Raw genomic sequence first — 16,464 nt, 5'->3', positions numbered from 1 at the left:
TTTCATAGTCAAGCGAGAATCAACTCTGATGGAAAGACTATTGAACTCACTCGACCGACAGTTACTTCTCCGCCGGTCGCTTGTGTACAACTTTTCCTCTTCGGCCAAAGAATCTGTTTTTGCCGCAAGGCGTTAGCTCCTGGCCGCCCGGGCTCAGGCCGGTCCGCGGGCGAAGCTCATCTCGACGCCGACTCCCGCCATGTCGGGGTAGCGGTCCAGCTTCTCGAGCCTTACCCGAACTGTCACAATCTGTGGGTCCTCCAGGCAGGCGTCGGCGATCCGCCCGGCCAGCGTCTCGAGCAGCGCGGTGGTCTCGTCCTCGGTGCAGGCCGCCCGAACCTGTCGGCAGAAGTGGCTGTAGCTGACGACGTCGTCGATTCGGTCGCGGGCGGGCCGCGACGGCGCGAGCTCCAGCTCGAGGTTGACGCAGATCCTCTGAGAGCGGGCGCGCTCCTGGCTGGTCACGCCGACCTTGGAGTCGACGACCAGGTCGCGCAGCACGATTTTCTGCCCCGTCGCCACGGCGCTGCGGCTTCCGGGAACAGCGTGGCCGGTTGGATGGAGTTTCGCGGGCTTGGCGTCGGGCATTTCAGCTCGGCTTCACGGCTTCTGCGGGGTCCGCGACGACGGTCCCTCTGGGGCGCGCGCGATCATGTGCCCCGGGCCGCGAGGGTGTCAACCGCGCGCCGGCGCCGCCTCGCCGGGCCGGACTACTCCTCATCGAGGGCGCTGGGGCCGGGTTGAGCCCAGCCGAGGTGCTGGCCGCCGTCGAGCGCGATCATCTGTCCGGTCATGGCCCGCGCCGACAGGATGTAGCGCACGCCGTCTGCGATGTCCTCGGGCGCGGCCCCGTCGCCCAGCGGCATGGCGGCGCACTGCCGGTCGAACTGCTCCTGGCTCTGGCGCGGACTCGGCAGCACCGGCCCCGGCCCGATCGCGTTGACCCGGATGCGCGGCGCCAGGGCCATGGCCAGCGTCCGGGTCAGCGTCCAGAGGCCGGCCTTGGACAGGGTGTAGCTGACGAAATAGGGGGTCAGGCTCCAGACCCGCTGGTCGATGATGTTGATCACGGCCCCGCCCATTTCCGGGGGCAAGGCGGCGGCGAAGCTCTGGGTCAGGACGAAGGGCGCCCGCAGGTTCGGCTCGAGGTGATGGTCCCAGGACTGGCGGGTGACCGAGTGCACCTGGTCCAGCTCGAAGACCGCGCCGTTGTTCACCAGGCAGCCGAGCGGCCCGAGCGCCTCTGCGGCACGGCCGACCAGGCCGGCGGCCTGGGCTTCCTCGGCCAGGTCGGCGCCAAGCGCCTCGGCGCGCCCCCCTTCGGCCCGGATCTGCTCCGCCAGCGCGTCGGCGGACTCGGCGGAGCGGTTGTAGTGCACCGCTACGGCCCAGCCGTCGGCCGCGAGCGCCAGGGCGATCGCCCGCCCGATTCTCTGGGCCGCCCCGGTCACCAGGGCGGCGCGCGGGTAGTCTCTCGGATGGACGCCGGATCGGCTGGACTCGCTCATGTCCGCCACCATGCAAGAGCCCCCGGGCGCGAACAAGCGCGAACTGGCGCGAAGAGCCCGCTAGAACGCGGACTGCTCCCGGGCGAAGAGCAGGGCCATGTAGGCGCCGTAGCAGGCCAGGAAGAGGATGCCCTCGCGCCGGCTGAACCGCCAGTCAGTGACCATGAAGACCAGGCAGAGCACGGTGACCCCGGCCATGACCCAGACGTCGAACTGAATGAATTCGACGGCGACGACGACCGGGGCGGTTAGCGCCATGGCCGGGATGATGGCCATGATGTTGAACAGGTTCGAGCCGATGACGTTGCCCAGCACGATCTCGGGGTGACGCCGGTAGCTGGCCACGATGGCGGTCGCGAGCTCGGGCAGCGACGTGCCGACGGCGACCAGCGTCAGCCCGATCACGGCCTCGGAAACCCCGGCGATCCTGGCGAGATCCACCGCACCCTCGACCAGGAGCTTGGAGCCGACGACGAGGAGAGCGACGCCGGCGGTGACAAAGGCCAGCGACCAGAAATTCGAGAGCGTTCCCTGCGGCTCTTCGTCCAGGCCCGCTTCGGTCTCGATCGCCGGCCGCCGCCGCTCGCGCCGATAGCTGTAAGCCAGGTAGCCGACCAGCAGGACCAACATGGCCACGCCCTCGATCCGGCCGATCAGTCCTATCACCGTCAGCACCGTGAACAGCACGGTCGCGCCGAGCATGGCGAGGCCGTCACGCAAGACCTGGTTGGCCTGGGTGTGGATCGGCGCCAGCATCGCGGTGGTGCCGAGGATCAGGAGGATGTTCGCGGTGTTAGAGCCGATGACGTTGCCGATGCCGATATCCGGCGCGTCCTCCAGGCTCGCGGCCACCGCCACCACCATCTCCGGCATGGAGGTCGCGGCGGCCACGACGGTCATGCCGACCAGGAGTGACGAGAGGCCGAGACGGGCGGCCAGGGACACCGCGCCCCTGAGCAGCACTTCTCCACCGAAAACGAGCAACAAGAGTCCGCCGGCCACCATGCAGAGCGCGAGGAAAGTCACCGTGGCAGCCTTTCGAGGATTGGCGGAGGGACGGGGAGACGAGGCGGGAGCCGGTGGCGTGGGCTGTTAAATGCGGTTTCTGGCTTCCCAGTTCAATGGTGTATCTCTAAGGACCTGATCCCGCGGCCGGCCGGGCGTTCCGGGCTTCAGCCCTCCCGGGGCACGAGCTTCAGCGCCGCCGAGTTCATGCAGTAACGCAGGCCGGTCGGCCGGGGGCCGTCCTCGAACACGTGGCCGAGGTGGGCGTCGCAGCGCGCGCAGAGCACCTCGGTGCGCACCATAAAGAGGCTCCGGTCGATCCGGGTCTCCAGGCAATCGGGGCTGATCGGCTGCCAGAACGAGGGCCAGCCGGTGCCGGAGTTGAACTTCGTGGCCGAGTCGAAGAGCAGCGCCGCGCAGCAGACGCAGCCGTAGACACCCGGGGTCTTGCTGTCGTGGTAGCTGCCGGAGAAGGCCGGTTCCGTGCCGCCCCGCCGGGTCACGGCGTACTGCTCGCGGGTCAGGAGACGGCGCCACTCGGCGTCGGTCTTCCGCATCTTCTCGCCCATCGGGGAACGCCTCTCGACCGCAGAGCGCAGAGCGCGACGGGCGCGCCCGGCGCGCCCCATCAATCGCGTGATTCTGCCGTAATCCTAGGATCCAGCCCGGAGGCTCAACGGTAGGCGAAATCCGGCGTCCGATACAGGTCTAGACGCGCTTTGGGGTCGCTCTCGGCGACCGAGACCATGGGGTGTTCCAGGTAGTGACCGGCGGTGAAGGGGTCGATCCGCCAGAGCAGGTCTTCGATTTCCGTGGCCTTGGCGGCGCAAGTGTCCAGGGTGCCGTAGGCGGCGACCTTCACGGAGAGATCCACAGGAGCGTCGTAGGAAGAGTATTCGGCGTCTTGCAGGGCGGCGCAGGCGACGCGCAGCGCGACCGCGCTCTGTTCCAGGGCGTCGACCTGGCCCGGATTCTTGCGTTGCGCCGCCTCGATCACCGCTTCCAGCGCCAGGTTCGCCCGCTGCTGCTGGTCGTAGACCTGGGTGCTCTGCTCCGCCGCCGCGCAGCCGGCCAGTCCGGCGGCGACCGCGGCGCCGAGCAGCGGTTTTCTCCAGGCGGCAGGACGCGAAACCTGGGACCGGTTTGATCGAGTTCTCATGATTTCATGCTCGCGGGCGGCAAATTCTGCCGTCGAGGTATGCCACGCAAGGTGTTAAGGCATGATTAAGGAGTGCCGCCCACGGCCCGTCGAGCTCGGCGATTTGGGATTTAGAATCAGGAGGTTGCCCGCCGCCCGGCTGGCGCCGGCGGCGGCCCGGGTGCCGGTTCAGGGCCGGCGCCGGCTTCGGCGCCGCGCCTTGCGACTCTTGCTCCCGGCGTCGGCCCGCGCCACGCGGGCGGCGAAGCCGCCCTCGCTCGGCAGCTCCAGGTCCTTGGTCTCCAGGCGGCGGATCTCGTCGCGCAGCCGGGCGGCTTCCTCGAACTCCAATTCCGCGGCGGCCTCGCGCATCCTCTGCTCCAGGTCGGCCAGGTGGTTCTGCAGGTTGTGGCCGATCAGGTGGGGCGTCTCGTCGTCGCCGGTCTGGACCGTCACGTGGTCGCCGGAGTAGACGCTTTGCAGGATGTCCGAGATGCCCTTGCGCACAGATTCCGGCGTGATGTCGTGGGCGGCGTTGTAGGCCTGCTGCTTCTCGCGGCGCCGGTTGGTCTCCTCGAGGGCGGCCTGCAGGCTGTCGGTCATCTCGTCGGCGTAGAGGATGACCCGGCCGTCGATGTTGCGCGCCGCCCGCCCGATGGTCTGGACCAGCGCCGTGGTCGAGCGCAGGTAGCCGGCCTTGTCCGCGTCCAGGATGCAGACCAGGGCGCACTCGGGGATGTCGAGGCCCTCGCGCAGCAGGTTGATGCCGACCAGCACGTCGAATACGCCGAGCCTGAGGTCGCGGATGATCTCGATCCGCTCCAGGGTATCGACGTCCGAATGGATGTAGCGCACCTTGAGGCCGGCCTCGTGGAGGTACTCGGTCAGGTCCTCGGCCATGCGTTTGGTCAGGGTGGTCACCAGCACCCGGGCGCCGCTTTCGACCGTCGCCTGGCACTCGGCGATCAGGTTGTCGACCTGGCTCTCGGTGGGGCGCACGATGCAGACCGGGTCGATCAGCCCGGTCGGCCGGATGATCTGCTCGACGAAGACGCCGCCGGTCTGGTTCAGCTCCCAGGAGCCCGGCGTGGCCGAGACGAAGACCGTGGGCGGGCGCATGACCTCCCACTCCTCGAACTTCAGCGGCCGGTTGTCGATGCAGGAGGGCAGGCGGAAGCCGTACTCCGCCAGGGTCGACTTGCGCGCGTAGTCGCCCCGGAACATGCCGTGGAGCTGGGGCACGGTGACGTGGCTCTCGTCGACCACCAGCAGGGCGTCATCTGGCAGGTACTCGAACAGGGTCGGCGGCGGCTCGCCCGGGTTTCGGCCGGTCAGGTAGCGCGAATAGTTCTCGATCCCGGCGCAGGAGCCGGTCGCCTCGATCATCTCGAGGTCGAAGGTGGTGCGCTGCTCCAGGCGTTCCGCCTCCAGGAGCTTGCCGGTTTCGCGCAGCTCCTCGAGCCGGGCCTTGAGGTCCTGCTTGATCAGCTTGGCGGCCTGCTGGAGGGTCGGGCGGGGCGTCACGTAGTGGCTGTTGGCGTAGATTCGGACCTCGTCCAGCGCGCCGGTCTTCTCGCCAGTCAGCGGATCGAACTCGAAGATCGCCTCGACCTCGTCGCCGAACAGGGAGAGCCGCCAGGCGCGGTCCTCGTAGTGCGCCGGGAAGATCTCCAGGGTGTCGCCCCGGGCGCGGAAGGTGCCGCGGTGAAAGCTGGCGTCGTTGCGCTTGTACTGCAGCTCGACGAAGGCCTTGAGCAGCGCCGAGCGGTTGACGCTCTGCCCGGTCTTGATGTCCACCACCATCTGGGAATAGGTCTCGGGCGAGCCGATGCCGTAGATGCAGGACACCGAGGCGACGATCACCACGTCCCGGCGCTCGAACAGTGCGCGCGTCGCCGAGTGGCGCATGCGGTCGATCTGTTCGTTGATCGAGCTCTCCTTCTCGATATAGGTGTCGCTGCGCGGGACGTAGGCCTCGGGCTGGTAGTAGTCGTAGTAGGAGACGAAGTACTCGACCGCGTTCTCCGGGAAGAACCCGAGCATTTCGCCGTAGAGCTGCGCGGCCAGGGTCTTGTTGGGCGCCAGGATCAGGGTCGGCCGCCGCAGGGTCTGGATGACCTGGGCCATGGTGTAGGTCTTGCCCGATCCGGTCACGCCGAGCAGCACCTGGTCGCGCTCGCCCTTCTGCAGACCCCCGATCAGCTCGGCGATCGCCTGCGGCTGGTCGCCGGCCGGCTGGAACTCCGAAGTCAGCGCGAAGTCGGTGCCGCCGGCGCTGTAGAGCGCCTGCTTGTCCGCCAGGGGTTGCAGCACGGGACTGGTCATGGCGGTTATATAGGGCTTCCGGGGGAGCCGGCGCCAGGGGGCACGTGGCGGCGCCGGCAAGACTCCTGACACGGGCGCCGCGGCGCCCGCTTTGGGGGCGATTGGCGCTTTCCGGGCTTTCATCGCACCGCCGCTCGTGGCAAAACAGCGCCCGTTCCGCCCAGGCCGGTCGCCGGCGCCCGCGCGGGACGGCATTTTCGGAGCTTAGATGCCCAAGCGCAGCGACCTCGAGTCCATACTGATACTGGGCGCGGGACCGATCGTGATCGGCCAGGCCTGCGAGTTCGACTATTCCGGCGCTCAGGCCTGCAAGGCCCTCAAGCAGGAGGGCTACCGGGTCATCCTGGTCAACTCCAACCCGGCGACCATCATGACCGACCCGGGACTGGCCGATGCGACCTACGTCGAGCCGATCACGCCGGACGTGGTGGCCCGCATCATCGAGCGGGAGAAGCCGGACGCCCTGCTGCCGACCATGGGCGGGCAGACCGCGCTCAATACCGGCCTGACGCTGGAGCGCAGCGGCGTGCTGGCGGCCCACGGCGTGGAGATGATCGGCGCCAAGGCGGACGTCATAGACAAGGCGGAGGACCGCCAGCTGTTCCGCGAGGCCATGGACAAGATCGGCCTGAAGAGTCCGCGCTCCACGCTGGTCAAATCCCTCGACGAGGCCCGGGCCGCGCTCGACCACGTCGGGCTGCCGGCGATCATCCGGCCCTCCTTCACCCTGGGCGGCACGGGCGGCGGCATCGCCTACAACAGCGAGGAGTTCGACGGCATCGTCTCCGGCGGCCTGCGTGCCTCCCCGGTCGGCAAGGTTTTGATCGAGCAGTCGGTGCTGGGCTGGAAGGAGTTCGAGATGGAGGTCGTCCGCGACTGCGCGGACAACTGCATCATCGTCTGCTCGATCGAGAACCTGGATCCCATGGGCGTCCACACCGGCGACTCGATCACCGTCGCCCCGGCGCTGACCCTGACCGACAAGGAGTATCAGCGCCTGCGCAACGCCTCGATCGCCTGCCTGCGCGAGATCGGCGTCGACACCGGCGGGTCCAACGTCCAGTTCGCCGTCAACCCCGAGGACGGCGAGCTGGTCGTCATCGAGATGAACCCGCGGGTCTCCCGCTCCTCGGCCCTGGCGTCCAAGGCGACCGGCTTTCCCATCGCCAAGGTGGCGGCGAAGCTGGCCGTCGGCTACGTCCTGGACGAGCTCGACAACGACATCACCGGGGTCACGCCGGCGTCCTTCGAGCCGACGATCGACTACGTCGTGACCAAGATCCCGCGCTTCACCTTCGAGAAGTTCGTCGGCGCGGAGCCGGTCCTGACCACCTCGATGAAGTCGGTCGGCGAAGCCATGTCGATCGGCCGCTGCTTCTCCGAGTCGCTGCAGAAGGCCCTGGCCTCGATGGAGACCGGCCTGACCGGCTTGAACGAGGTCGCCCTCGAGGGCGTGCACGACGCCGAGGGCCGGGTCGACAAGGACAGCGTCAAGAGCCTGCTCTCGCGCCAGGTGCCCGAGCGCTTCCTGATCGCGGCCCAGGCCTTTCGCCTCGGGCTGACGCTCGACGAGATCCGGGCCGTTACCGGTTTCGACCCCTGGTTCCTCGAGCAGCTGCGCGACCTGGTGGCGGTCGAGGCCGAGGTCGCCCGGGACGGCCTGCCGGCCGAGCGGGAGGGTCTGTTCCGCCTTAAGCAGCTCGGCTTCTCCGACGCCCGCCTGGCCGAGCTGTCCGGCCTCGACGAGGCCGAGGTCGCCCGGCGGCGGCGTGAGCTCGGCGTGGTGCCGGTCTACAAGCGGGTCGATACCTGTGCCGGCGAGTTTCCCTCGCTCACTCCCTACATGTACTCGGCCTACGAGCCCGGCGGCGCCGACGGGCCGCAGTGCGAGGCCGAGCCCAGCGAGCGGGACAAGGTGATCATCCTCGGCGGCGGTCCGAATCGGATCGGCCAGGGGATCGAGTTCGACTACTGCTGCGTCCACGCGGCCTATGCGCTGCGCGAGGCCGGTATCGAGACGATCATGGTCAACTGCAACCCGGAGACCGTCTCGACCGACTACGACACCTCGGACCGGCTCTACTTCGAGCCGCTGACCGCCGAGGCGGTCGGCGAGATCGCCCGGGTCGAGGGCGGCCGCGGCCGCCTCCTCGGGGCGATCGTGCAATACGGCGGACAGACTCCCCTGAAGCTGGCCAAGGCCCTGGAGCGGGCCGGCATCCCGATCCTCGGCACCTCGCCCGACGCCATCGACCTGGCCGAGGACCGCCAGCAGTTCCAGGCCCTGCTTTCGCGCCTCGGCCTGAAACAGCCGAGCAACGGGACGGCGACCTCGGCCGAGGAGGCGCGGGCCGTGGCCGAGGCGATCGGCTACCCGGTGCTGATCCGGCCGTCCTACGTGCTGGGCGGCCGGGCCATGGAGATCGTGCACGATCCCCAACAGCTCGACCGCTACATCGGCTCGGCGGTCAAGGTCTCCGGGCGGAACCCGGTGCTGATCGACAGCTATCTGCGCGGTGCGATCGAGATCGACGTCGACGCCCTGTCCGACGGGACCGAGGTGGCGGTCGCCGGTGTCATGGAGCATATCGAGGAGGCCGGCATCCATTCCGGGGATTCGGCCTGCGCCCTGCCGCCACACACGATTCCGCCGGCGGTCGTCGAACAGATCGAGCACCAGACCCGCCTGCTGGCCGGGGGCCTGGGCGTCGTGGGCCTGATGAACATTCAGTTTGCCGTGCGCGGCGAGGAGATCTTCATTCTCGAGGTGAACCCTCGCGCCAGCCGTACCGTTCCCTTCGTCGCCAAGGCGACGGGGGTACCGATCGCCAAGATCGGCGCGCGCCTCATGGCCGGCGGCAAGCTGGCGGACTTCAACCTGGCACGGTCGCGGGTCGACCACGTCGCGGTCAAGGAAGCGGTCTTTCCCTTCGCCCGCTTCCCCGGCGTCGACGTGGTGCTCGGCCCGGAGATGAAGTCGACCGGCGAGGTCATGGGCCTCGACCGGGATTTCGCCAGCGCCTTCCTGAAGGCCCAGATCGGCGCGGGGGTCGCCCTGCCGCAGGGCGGCACGGTGTTCATCTCGGTCAAGACCGACGACCGGGCGGCGATCGCGCCGCTCGCCGCCCGCCTGATCGAGATGGGGTTCGAGGTGATGGCGACCTCGGGTACCGGCGCCTATCTTGCCCGCCAGGGCCTCACGTCCTCGACCGTAAAGAAGGTGCACGAAGGCCGGCCGCACATCGTGGACGCGATGAAGTCCGGCACGGTCGATCTCGTGATCAACACGACCGAGGGCGCCAAGTCGATCGCCGACAGCTTCAGCCTGCGGCGCACGGCGCTCCTGGGAGAGATACCCTATTACACGACCGTGGCTGGAGCGGCCGCCGCGGTCGAGGCGATTTCGGCGCTCAGGAGCGGCCAGCTTGAAGTTGCGCCGCTGCAATCTTACTTTATGGGGTCATTCTGACCCGACGACGCCCTGGCCCTCCGCCCAGGCGTCGCCCACCTCACTGTGGAACGCACGGAATTCGAGTACATACGCATGGGAGATAAAGTCCCTATGACGGCCCAGGGTTGGGCCAGTCTGGAAGAAGAGTTGAAGCACCTTAAGAGCGTAGCGCGGCCGGAAGTCATCCGGGCGATCGCCGAGGCGCGCGAGCACGGCGACCTCTCCGAGAACGCCGAGTATCATGCGGCCCGCGAGCGGCAGAGCTTCATCGAGGGGCGCGTCGCCGAGCTCGAGGACAAGATGGCCCGGGCCGAGGTGATTGATATCGCCACGCTCTCCGGCGACACGGTCAAGTTCGGGGCCACCGTGACCCTGGTCGACGAGGACACCGACGAGAAGATCCGCTACCAGCTGGTCGGCGAGCTCGAGGCTGATGTCAAGGGCGGCCGCCTGGCGATCACCGCCCCCCTGGCGCGCGCCATCATCGGCAAGCAGGTCGGCGATTCGGTCGAGGTCAACACGCCCAAGGGCGAGAAGAGCTACGAGATTCTCAAGGTCGCGTACGTCTAGCGCGCCGCAGCTCCCGGCCCGTACACTTCGTTACGCCTCGAGCGGCACCGACTCCGGATCCAGGGGTACGCCCGGCTGGTCCTTGGCCGTACGGATCACCTGCATGGTCTGGACCGTGGCGACGTGGGGCGCCGCCGTCAGCCGTGTGGTCAGCTCGTTCTCGTGGGCCGTGTTGTTGGCCACGATCTTGAGCACGAAGTCGTGGGGACCGCGCGCCATGTGGCACTCGCGGATCTCGGGCCAGCTCTCGGCCATCGCCTCGAACTCCTTGAGTACCTGCTCGGCCTGGCTGTCGAGGCCGACCAGCGCGAAGAACATCACCTCGAAGCCCAGTTTCTCCGGATCGAGCTGGGCGTGATAAGCGGTGATATAGCCCGCCTCCTCGAGGGCCCGGACCCGGCGCAGGCAGGGCGGCGCCGAAATGCCGGCGCGGCTGGCAAGCTCGACGTTCGTGATGCGGCCGTCATCCTGCAGGTCCTTGAGGATCCGAACATCGATGCGGTCGAGCTTGACGCGGCGCATGGAGGGGTCTCCCGGTAAGGTTCGTGCTTATCGACGCGGTCCAGCGAAACGATATTACCCAGAGGTGGTCGAGCGGCCAAGGCCCGCCGTGCCGCCAATCGCTCCCTTGCGGGCCGCGAGCCGCCTATCTACATTCAGCCTCTGCCTGGCATCGCGCGGGAAGTCCTCCATGACGCAAGAACATCACAGCAAGGTCCTGGTCCTGGGCTCGGGGCCGGCCGGCTATACCGCCGCGATCTACGCCGCGCGGGCCAACCTCTCGCCCATGCTGGTCGAGGGCCTGCAGGTCGGCGGCCAGCTCTCGATCACCACCGACGTCGAGAACTACCCGGGCTTCGCCGAGGCCATCCAGGGCCCCTGGCTGATGGACCAGATGAAGGCGCAGGCGGGCAACGTCGGCACGACCATGCTGTTTGACACCATCGTCGAGGTCGACCTGAGCCGGCGCCCGTTCCGCTGCCTGGGCGACTCCGGCGACCGCTATCTGGCCGAGACCCTGGTGATCGCGACCGGCGCCCAGGCCCGCTGGCTCGGCCTGGAGAGCGAGACCCGGTTGCGCGGGGCCGGCGTCTCGGCCTGCGCGACCTGCGACGGGTTCTTCTTCCGGGGCAAGGAGGTGGCGATCGTCGGCGGCGGCAACACCGCCGTGGAGGAGGCGCTCTTCCTGACCAACTTCGCGTCCAAGGTGACCCTGATCCACCGCCGGGACAGCCTGCGCGCGGAGAAGATCATGCAGGATCGGCTGTTCCGCAACGACAAGGTCGAGTTGGTCTGGAACCACGTGGTCGACGAGGTGCTGGGCGGCGGCGAGCCGCCGGCCGTGACCGGTGTGCGCCTGCGCGACGTGGCGAGCGGCGCGACCAGCGAGCTCCCGGCGGACGGCCTGTTCATCGCGATCGGCCACGACCCCGCCACCCAGCTGTTCAAGGGCCAGTTGGAGATGGACGCCGAGGGCTACATCCTGACCGCGCCGGATTCGACGGCGACCGCCGTGCCCGGGGTCTACGCCGCCGGCGACGTGCGCGACAAGGTCTACCGCCAAGCCGTGACCGCGGCCGGCATGGGCTGCATGGCCGCGCTCGAGGCGGAGCGCTTCCTCGCCGAGCAGGAAGCGTCGGCCGTGCAGGCCGCCCAATAACTTCTGGGGCAGTAACCTCCTTGGACGGGCGGGGCCGCGCCCCGCCGAAGGTTCGAACACGATGATGGACTGGGACAAGCTGCGGATCTTCCACGCGGTGGCCGAGGCCGGCAGCTTCACCCACGCCGGCGACCGGCTGAACCTCAGCCAGTCGGCGGTCAGCCGGCAGATCTCGGCGCTCGAGGACAGCCTGAAGGTGCCGCTGTTCCACCGCCACGCCCGCGGCCTGATGCTGACCGAGCAGGGCGAGCTGCTCTACCGTACGGCTCACGAGGTCTTCGGCAAGCTGGCCATGACCGAGGCCCAGCTGACCGAGAGCAAGGACCGGCCCAAGGGGCCGCTCAAGATCAGCACCACGGTGGCCTTCGGCTCGACCTGGCTGGCGCCCCGGATGCGCGAGTTCATCGAGGTCTACCCCGAGATCGAGGTCCACCTGATCCTGACCGACAAGGAGCTCGATCTCGCCATGCGCGAGGCCGACGTGGCGATCCGGCTCTCGCCGCCGCGCCAGGCCGACCTGATCCAGCGCCACCTGCTGACCATGCACATGCACATCTACGCGGCGGCCAGCTACCTCAAGAAGAACGGCCTGCCGGCCGCGCCCGAGGAGCTCGACGAACACAGCATCATCGTCTATGGCCACGACACCCGCCCGCCGGTGCCCGACGTCAACTGGCTGCTCAGGATCGGCCGCAAGGACAACCACCTGCGGCGCCCCGCCATGACGGTCAACAACGTCTACGCCGTCATGCGCGCGGTGCAGAGCGGCGCCGGCCTCGGCGCCCTGCCGGAGTTCATGGTGCAGGACGGCAACGACCTGGTGACCGTGCTGCCCGAGCTGGAAGGCCCCCAGATCGACACCTATTTCGTCTATCCGGAGGAGCTCAGGACCTCGAAGCGGACCGCCGTGTTCCGGGATTTCCTGCTGCGCAAGATAGCCGAATCGAAGTTCTGAGGCCCGGCGGTGCCGTATCAACACGCTGATTCTATAGAGATCCAACCCTTCCGATTCGACGTAAATTATACGCTATGCAGAATTTGCATGGCTCCCCTGTCGTTTTGGGGTTGGACTTGGCGGCCGGGTGACTTATCTTTCCATCAATGCTGCATTGCAGCATGAACGAGTTTCGGCGCCAGAGCGCGACAAGAGAGGTCAGCGACGCGCCATCCGAGATCCAGGTGCAAGGCCTGGATGGGGTCTTCGGACCCTACGTCTCCCAGACGTGAAGCCTCCCTGTTCAACTTGCCCCTAGGGTTTCCCTAGGGGCAATTTTTTTTTGCGAGAGTGGTGGCCAGGGTGTTGGCTGGTGTGTTTGGCGGCTTCGTCTCGGCCCGGCGAATGACGAGCGGCCGAGGTTCACATGTCTTGCCGGAACCGCAGACCTTTCTGTCGAGACATGATCCGCTCTAGCTCTCGTCGCGCAGCCGCTGGACCAGAGCCTCGGACGGCTCGCCAGTGGTCTTCAAGCCTTTGGCCGCTTCGAAGGCCCTGATCGCGCCGCGGGTCTTGGGGCCCATCTGCCCGTCCGCCGGGCCGGGCTGGTAGCCCTGCGCGGCCAGCAGGCGCTGGATCTCCCGCACAAGGGCCGGGCTGTAGCCCTGCGCGATCTTGAGCTTGATCAGATAGAGCTGACTTCTGCCGCTGTCGGGATTGACCCTCAGGTAGGAGAAGCTGTCGGCGCCGCTATAGCCCGCCTTGGCGGTATAGAAGATGCCGAGATGCTCGACCCGGTTCGCGCAGCTCCGGGGTTTGCGCTCGACCGGCTTGAGCCGGACCTTGCCGTGGGCTGGCTGCTCGACCAGCTTCACCTCAATGCGCTTGGCGAAGCACTTGTCCGCCGTCCCCCGCTTCCAGCGCCCGTGGGCCCAAATCCGGGTCTCCTTCGACGCCTCTACCGTCCGAGTCTTGACCTTGTCCGGCTGCCGCTCTGGCAAATGTTCGCAGGCGGCGAGCACGAGCAATACGGTGGTTAAGACGAGAGTGCGCAAGGGATCTTCTCCGGAAAGTGCCTGGCGTTGCCCGAGGGCAGCCCCGGCAGTTGGCGAAACCGAGCTTTCGTGAGGGGGCGCTGGTTCTGCGCTTCCTCCGCGGGTGCTTCACCAGCCTACTTGGCGTTCAACCGCCAAAATGGAAGACCAGCATCGCGATCAAAATGATTGCACCGAACCCGAGCAGGGCGATCAGTCTGAGCGCGTGATAGATCTCCATTTCATCGCGCAAGCGATAGGGGTTCGTCAGGTAGAGCCAGAGATAGAAACTGATGCCGAATATGGAAGCGGCACCGATAAGCAGCGCCAAAGCCAAGGTCATGGGGCTGAAATCGCCGTCAGCAGCCGCACTGCTGACTTTGAACCCATGGAACAGCAGGGCCAGGACGATGCCGACGATGGCCCAGTAGGTGCCGGCGAAGAGGAAGGGCCTGCTGGTGCTGTATCTCTGGGCCCTGTCCAGGGCTTCGCTCGATCTCATGGCCGCGGTTCGTTTGAGGTCGGCGCTTGGAGACTAGAGAGGCGGGCCTTTCATGAAGGTAAAGGGCGCCGAAAGCAGAAGGCCGCCCGTCCCGGGGGACGCGCGGCCTCTTCGTTGCCGCCCGGCGGCGAACCGGCGGCGAGGGGGATGCGGTGCGGCTACATAAAGAGCCGCTCGTTCTCCATGCCCTTGTAGAGGTCGGCGACGTATTCCTCGTAGCCGTTGTAGAGCAGGGTGGGGACCCGCTCGTCGGAGCCGAGCATCCGCTCGGTCGCCTGGCTCCAGCGCGGGTGGGCGACTTCCGGGTTCACGTTGGCCCAGAAGCCGTATTCCTTGCCCTGGATGGTCTCCCAGAAGCTCTTGGGGCGCTCGGCGGTGAACTCGAAGCGCACCAGGCCCTTGATCGCCTTGAAGCCGTACTTCCAGGGCACCGCCAGGCGCAGCGGCGTGCCGTTTTGCTTGGGCATGGGCTTGCCGTAGATCCCGGTGGCGATGAAGGCGAGCTCGTTGGTCGCCTCGGCCATGGAGAGGCCCTCGACGTAGGGCCAGGGGTACCAGGGCGTCTTCTGCCCGGGCGCCACCTCAGGGTCCAGGAAGGTGTACATCTTGACGTATTGGGCGCCCGAAAGCGGCCGGGCGAAGTCGACCAGCGCCTTTAGCGGGAAGCCGCTCCAGGGCACGGCCATGGCCCAGGCCTCGACGCAGCGATGGCGGTAGAGCCGCTCCTCGAGCGGCATCTTGGCCAGAAGGTCGTCGATCTCGATCTCGATCGGCTGCTCGACCAGGCCGTCAAGGGTCACGGTCCAGGGCCGGATCGGCAGCGCCTGGGCCTTCTTCCAGATCGTCTTGGACGAGCCGAACTCGTAGTAATTGTTATAGGTCGTGGCATCGCTCTCCGGCGTGATCTCGCGGTCGAGCCGGTAGCGCAGGTTGCGCTGGACCGGGTAGAGAGAGGCCGAAGGATCGGGCTCGGAGGCCTGCGCGGTCGGCGCCGGCGCCTCGTCACAGGCGGCCAGGAGGCCCGAGGTCGCGCCGAGGATCGTGCCTGCGGCCAGGCCCCTGACCAGGCTGCGGCGATTCAAATAGAGCGATTCCGGGGTCGCGGCCCGTTCCGGCAGTTCCCAGCCGCGCTTGATCCGCACCAACATCTCTCACCTCACGATTTTGCGTTGTCGCCAGCTTGCCCCAATACGGTTACCGATTTCACCCCCTGATAGCCGCAGCGGCGCCGGCCGAACGATCCCTCGCGGGACCATCCGGCACGCACGCCGCCAACCCAATAGTACGTAACTGGCCTGCCGCCCGATCAGTTGGCGGCGCAGGGGTTGGCCGCCGCGCAGGGGTTGCAGGGGTTGCAGGGGCTCGCCGCGGCGCAGGGGTTGCAGGGATTGGCCGCCGCGCAGGGATTGCAGGGATTGGCCGCGGCACAGGGGTTGCACGGGTTGCAGGGGTTGGCCCCGGCGCAGGGATTGCAGGGGTTGCAGGCGGCCAGCTGGAGCACGCCGCCGCCGGCTGCGCTGACCGCGGTCGGCAGGGCCGTGGCGCCGGCCAGCGCCATGGCCGCGCTGAGGACGACGACGGTATCCTTGAGGTTGGTGCGCTTGGTCTTGGACATGGATCACCTCGTGTGAAAAGCGGTTGTCTCTTAAGATTTGCGCCGGACGCGCGTACTACAGGTGGGCGAGCCTCGCGCGCATGCTTAAGGCCGCGATAAAGACCGCTTAAAGTTTGTGTAAAGATTGCCTGGCGGGACGCTCCCAGAAGGCTGCCGAATAGGTTCTAGGCTGGCACCATCACCCTTCGACAGGCTCAGGGTGAGGGCGAAATGTTTCAAGCACTTACCCTCATCCTGAGCTTGTCGAAGGATGACCATGATCAAGGGCGCGGGAGGTTTTCGGCGGCTCAGGCCGGCAGGGTGAACCAGATGCGCACCTCGCCGCCTTGGCTGCCGGCGCCGATGCGCCCGCCGTGGGCCTCGACCAGCTCCTTGACGATCGACAGGCCGATGCCGGCGCCGCCGCTGTCCCGCGAGCGCGACTTTTCGGCCCGGTGGAAGCGCTCGAAGATCAGGTCGAGATCCTGCGCCCCGATCCCCGCCGCCGGGTTGACGAAGGACACCTCGACGCCGTCGCCGACCCGCGCCGCCGAGATCTTCACGCGGCCGCCGGGCGTGGCGTACTGCGCGGCGTTCTGGATCAGGTTGCGCAGGACCAGCAGCAGCTTGTCGCGATCGCCGCGGACGTGGCCGGCCCGCTCGCCGATGTCGGTCTCGACCGCGATCTCCTTGTTGTCGAACTGGTACTGGTAGAGCTGGACCACCCGGGCCATCAGGTCGCC

The 16,464-nt window shown here is 67.6% G+C and carries 16 protein-coding genes; 4 read left to right on the top strand and 12 right to left on the bottom strand.

Annotation, left to right across the window (positions count from 1 at the left end):
- Positions 1 to 153: 153 nt before the first annotated feature.
- From QNJ67_11550 to uvrB, 6 genes are all read right to left on the bottom strand, one after another.
- On the bottom strand, positions 154 to 522 hold the full coding sequence (locus QNJ67_11550; protein ID MDJ0609601.1) for a dihydroneopterin aldolase: 369 nt from the start codon (positions 520 to 522) through the stop codon (positions 154 to 156).
- A 188-nt stretch (positions 523 to 710) separates the two neighbouring features.
- The gene (locus QNJ67_11545; protein MDJ0609600.1) at positions 711 to 1,508 is read right to left on the bottom strand and encodes an SDR family oxidoreductase; all 798 of its coding nucleotides are present in this window, start codon (positions 1,506 to 1,508) and stop codon (positions 711 to 713) included.
- A gap of 60 nt (positions 1,509 to 1,568) precedes the next feature.
- A complete protein-coding gene (locus tag QNJ67_11540) occupies positions 1,569 to 2,534 on the bottom strand; it encodes a calcium/sodium antiporter (GenBank protein ID MDJ0609599.1) in 966 nt (321 codons plus the stop codon).
- A 146-nt stretch (positions 2,535 to 2,680) separates the two neighbouring features.
- On the bottom strand, positions 2,681 to 3,082 hold the full coding sequence (msrB, locus tag QNJ67_11535) for a peptide-methionine (R)-S-oxide reductase MsrB (protein MDJ0609598.1): 402 nt from the start codon (positions 3,080 to 3,082) through the stop codon (positions 2,681 to 2,683).
- Positions 3,083 to 3,186: 104 nt separating this feature from the next.
- Entirely contained in the window at positions 3,187 to 3,672 is a 486-nt protein-coding gene (locus QNJ67_11530; protein MDJ0609597.1) for a hypothetical protein, read from the bottom strand.
- A gap of 168 nt (positions 3,673 to 3,840) precedes the next feature.
- The gene (uvrB, locus tag QNJ67_11525) at positions 3,841 to 5,976 is read right to left on the bottom strand and encodes an excinuclease ABC subunit UvrB (GenBank protein MDJ0609596.1); all 2,136 of its coding nucleotides are present in this window, start codon (positions 5,974 to 5,976) and stop codon (positions 3,841 to 3,843) included.
- Positions 5,977 to 6,184: 208 nt separating this feature from the next.
- Here uvrB and carB point away from each other — a divergent pair, with 208 nt between their 5' ends.
- The gene (gene carB / locus QNJ67_11520; GenBank protein ID MDJ0609595.1) at positions 6,185 to 9,445 is read left to right on the top strand and encodes a carbamoyl-phosphate synthase large subunit; all 3,261 of its coding nucleotides are present in this window, start codon (positions 6,185 to 6,187) and stop codon (positions 9,443 to 9,445) included.
- 75 nt (positions 9,446 to 9,520) lie between these two features.
- The gene (greA, locus tag QNJ67_11515; GenBank protein ID MDJ0609594.1) at positions 9,521 to 9,997 is read left to right on the top strand and encodes a transcription elongation factor GreA; all 477 of its coding nucleotides are present in this window, start codon (positions 9,521 to 9,523) and stop codon (positions 9,995 to 9,997) included.
- 30 nt (positions 9,998 to 10,027) lie between these two features.
- Here the strand turns inward: greA and QNJ67_11510 are convergent, their stop codons facing one another.
- Positions 10,028 to 10,519, bottom strand: a complete 492-nt coding sequence (locus QNJ67_11510; GenBank protein ID MDJ0609593.1) for an Lrp/AsnC family transcriptional regulator — start codon at positions 10,517 to 10,519, stop codon at positions 10,028 to 10,030.
- 169 nt (positions 10,520 to 10,688) lie between these two features.
- Here QNJ67_11510 and trxB point away from each other — a divergent pair, with 169 nt between their 5' ends.
- Together trxB and QNJ67_11500 are read left to right on the top strand one after the other, a co-directional pair.
- Positions 10,689 to 11,657 carry a thioredoxin-disulfide reductase gene (gene trxB, locus QNJ67_11505; GenBank protein MDJ0609592.1) on the top strand — a complete coding sequence of 323 codons (969 nt, stop codon included), beginning with the start codon at positions 10,689 to 10,691 and terminating at the stop codon, positions 11,655 to 11,657.
- Positions 11,658 to 11,721: 64 nt separating this feature from the next.
- Positions 11,722 to 12,612, top strand: a complete 891-nt coding sequence (locus tag QNJ67_11500; GenBank protein MDJ0609591.1) for a LysR family transcriptional regulator — start codon at positions 11,722 to 11,724, stop codon at positions 12,610 to 12,612.
- Positions 12,613 to 13,064: 452 nt separating this feature from the next.
- Here QNJ67_11500 and QNJ67_11495 read toward each other — a convergent pair whose 3' ends face one another.
- The 5 genes from QNJ67_11495 to QNJ67_11475 all read right to left on the bottom strand — a co-directional run.
- Positions 13,065 to 13,646 (bottom strand): peptidoglycan-binding domain-containing protein, encoded by a 582-nt coding sequence (locus tag QNJ67_11495; protein ID MDJ0609590.1) that lies wholly within the window; start codon positions 13,644 to 13,646, stop codon positions 13,065 to 13,067.
- A gap of 127 nt (positions 13,647 to 13,773) precedes the next feature.
- The gene (locus QNJ67_11490) at positions 13,774 to 14,127 is read right to left on the bottom strand and encodes a hypothetical protein (GenBank protein ID MDJ0609589.1); all 354 of its coding nucleotides are present in this window, start codon (positions 14,125 to 14,127) and stop codon (positions 13,774 to 13,776) included.
- Between the two features lie 158 nt (positions 14,128 to 14,285).
- Complete coding sequence (msrP, locus tag QNJ67_11485) at positions 14,286 to 15,275, bottom strand: protein-methionine-sulfoxide reductase catalytic subunit MsrP (protein MDJ0609588.1); 990 nt, start codon at positions 15,273 to 15,275, stop codon at positions 14,286 to 14,288.
- Between the two features lie 158 nt (positions 15,276 to 15,433).
- Positions 15,434 to 15,742 (bottom strand): hypothetical protein, encoded by a 309-nt coding sequence (locus QNJ67_11480; GenBank protein ID MDJ0609587.1) that lies wholly within the window; start codon positions 15,740 to 15,742, stop codon positions 15,434 to 15,436.
- Positions 15,743 to 16,029: 287 nt separating this feature from the next.
- Positions 16,030 to 16,464: ATP-binding protein (locus tag QNJ67_11475; protein MDJ0609586.1), on the bottom strand; the 435-nt coding region annotated here is incomplete at its 5' end.

This window comes from Kiloniellales bacterium (assembly GCA_030064845.1).
Taxonomy (GTDB): domain Bacteria; phylum Pseudomonadota; class Alphaproteobacteria; order Kiloniellales; family JAKSDN01; genus JASJEC01.
The sequence above is the reverse complement of the archived record's forward strand: the minus strand, read 5'-3'. Positions and strand labels throughout refer to the sequence as shown.